Source organism: Micromonospora sp. NPDC047753, assembly GCF_040642735.1.
Lineage (GTDB): Bacteria > Actinomycetota > Actinomycetes > Mycobacteriales > Micromonosporaceae > Micromonospora.
In genome coordinates, this window is record NZ_JBEYSL010000705.1 from 1 (window position 1) to 2656 (window position 2656).

Genomic DNA, 2656 nt, shown 5'->3' on the forward strand with positions numbered 1-2656 from the left:
GGCCGGGTTCACGATCGACCCGCCGGCCTCGGTCCTGGAGAGCCACCGGCGACCGCACGGGCCGGCGGCGCCGACGCCGGGGTCGGTCGCAGATCCGCGGGTACGGGCAGCGCGCTGCCCTTGATGAACTGGCCCCAACTGGTGTTCCAGGCCGTCCAGCCGTTGCCCGGCTGGAGCCGGACCTCGGTGCCGGTGAAGGTGACCAGGTCACCGACCCGGGTGACGCCCATCAACCAGTCGGCGTTGGCCGCCGAGATGTTCGTGCAGCCGTGCGAGACGTTGCGGTGTCCCTGATCGGACACCGACCAGGGTGCCCCGTGGATGAACTCGCCGCCCCAGGTGAGCCGTTGCGCGTCCTCGACGTTCACCACGTAGCCGCCGTTCGGCTCGCCACGCGTGTCGAACGTGGTGTACTGGTGCTTCTCCATGATCACCATCTTGCCGCTGGACGTGGGGGTGCTGCGCTTGCCGAGGCTGACCGGGATCCTGCGGATCAGCTTGCCGTCCCGTAGCACGCGCATCTGCTTGGTGGCGTTGTCGACTTCGAGCGACACCTGCCGTCCGATCCGGGACGTCGCGGTGCGGTCGGCGTCACCGACGTGGCTCTTCCCGATCGGCAGACCCGTCAGGCCCGCCCGGACACTGATGGTCGTGCCGGGTCGCCAGAAGTCGGGAGCCCGGTAGTAGACCTGGCTGCCGTCGTCCACCCAGGACCAGACACCCGGCTGCGGCGGGTTCGTGGTGACGAACAACCGACGTTGCACGTCGGCCCGGGCGGACCTGGCGACAGGCGGATCGAAACCGATGGTCACCGGCATCGCGGTGCCGTACGTCTGCTTGTCGGCGAAGTACAACGTGCTGCTCACCTGCGGCTTCGTCGACGCCGCCGCGGTGGTGAAGCTGCTGGTGCGGGTGGTGGTCCGCCCGGAGTCGCCGGTGGCGGTCACCGACGCGGTGTACGTGTGCTGCGGGCGCAACGGGGCGCTCGGCACCCACGCCGAGCCGTCCTCGCGCGGCTCCGCCCTGACCGCCGTGCCCGCCTCGTCGACGATGCGCACGGCGGTGATCTTTCCACCCGTGACGAGCGGAACCACCTCGGCGCTGAGCGGCACGTTCCGGGAGAGATCGGCGGGCGTGACGGTCAGCTCGGGCGAGGGCAGCACCTGCTCGGCGGGACGTACGGCGGCCTTTCGCTCGGTGGTGCACCCACCGAGGACCAGCGGTGTCGCCGCGACCGCCACCGCGACGAGCGCCATACGCCTCCGTAAAACCATCGAACGTCCCCCGGCTTCCGTGTGCTCCGTGGCGGCAATTCTCTCCGCGTCGACGGCGCCCCGCGCTGTTTCCGGAAATCACCCAACGAAGGTGGAAAGGTTCGGCACCGCGCACGGTCCGGTTCCGTCGGTCGCTACCCCTTTCGTGATCCTCGGGGCATCGAAGCGTGATGCTGTGCTGGAAGGCTGCCGACATGCGCGGAAGACGACGTCCATGGATTCTGCTCCCGCTCCCCCTCCTCCTCCTGACCGCCTGCTCACCGGCGGAGGAACCGATTGTCGCTCTCGCCGTTCAGGACGGCCAACCGATCGGCGTACTGGTCACCTGCGACGACAGTGACGCCAATATCCGCGTGTTCGAGAACGACCATCAGGGTGAACCGGGCGAACGGACCCTGATCAGGTGGAGCATCGGCGGCCCGCCCGCCAGCGAGGTCGTGGAGGTGGCGCTGTTGGGTCAGCCGCCGGAGGGCTGGGAGGTCGCCGACGCTGTCGACAGCCCTGATTCCGACGTGGACGTCGAGTTGCTCACCGAATTTCGGGCCGGGGTCACCTACACCCTCGACGGGTCAAGCCGCCGCGATGCCCGCTCGGTGGACTTCACCCTCGCGGACCTGCCACGGATCGGCCCGGACCAGGTGTTGGTGTCGCACGGAAGCAGGTCAACGAAGGTCGTGTCGCGGGAGACCTTCCTGCGCAAGGCACGCGACCGCTGCTGAGCCGATACGGCCGACCACTCAAGAAAGCAGAGTGATGCCGCAGCCGCCGATTACGGTTTTTGGAGAGAAATCAGAGAATTGAGATCGAGCCGACATCACAGCGACTCCACAACGCTGACCAGGCAACCGCTGAGCGCTATTTAAGGGAGAATTAATCGTTCCAACTGGAGGCGGGCAGGGGGTCCACTCGTATTCTTCCCTCTCGGAAGAAAGGTGCGCCCCCGTTGATGAATGTCCGATCCACCCCTCGACACCGTCGTTCCGTCACCGCCCTGCTGCTGGTGAGCCTGGCGCTGGCCGGCGGATGCAAGGAGGCGCCGGGAACCCCCGGCGCGTCCGGCCCGTCCAGCGACACCGGCATCGGCTCGTCCGGCCCGGACGCGCCGACGGCCACCGCCCCGGGCGACCCGTCGGCCACGCCGAGCGCCCCGGGCACCTCGGCCACCCCGTCCGCGCCGGGCAAGCCCGGAACGCCGGCGACCAGCGCCGCCCCGCCCACCGCATCCGGCGGCTGGATCACCATCGACGCTGGCGCGCAGGCCGCCGCGACGAAGGCGTTCTTCGCCCGCAAGCCCAAGCCGGTGACCGGCAACCCGGTCAAGGTGCCCGAATTCAACGTCGGCTGTACGACAAGCCACCACAACAGCGACGACCCGATCGTCC

2 protein-coding genes and 1 pseudogene are annotated in these 2656 nt (G+C 68.9%); 2 read left to right on the top strand and 1 reads right to left on the bottom strand.

The window, feature by feature from the left end:
• Positions 1-8: 8 nt before the first annotated feature.
• On the bottom strand, positions 9-1256 hold the full coding sequence (locus ABZ749_RS33455; protein ID WP_357235007.1) for an Ig-like domain-containing protein: 1248 nt from the start codon (positions 1254-1256) through the stop codon (positions 9-11).
• Positions 1257-1468: 212 nt separating this feature from the next.
• Here ABZ749_RS33455 and ABZ749_RS33460 point away from each other — a divergent pair, with 212 nt between their 5' ends.
• On the top strand, positions 1469-1993 hold the full coding sequence (locus ABZ749_RS33460) for a hypothetical protein (protein ID WP_357235010.1): 525 nt from the start codon (positions 1469-1471) through the stop codon (positions 1991-1993).
• A gap of 227 nt (positions 1994-2220) precedes the next feature.
• Positions 2221-2656, top strand: a pseudogene (locus ABZ749_RS33465) (hypothetical protein); the annotation flags it as partial.

Coding starts and splice junctions, on each gene's coding strand:
- ABZ749_RS33455 (WP_357235007.1), bottom strand. CDS start 1,256: ATGGCGCTCGTCGCGGTGGCGGTCGCGGCGACACCGCTGGTCCTCGGT.
- ABZ749_RS33460 (WP_357235010.1), top strand. CDS start 1,469: ATGCGCGGAAGACGACGTCCATGGATTCTGCTCCCGCTCCCCCTCCTC.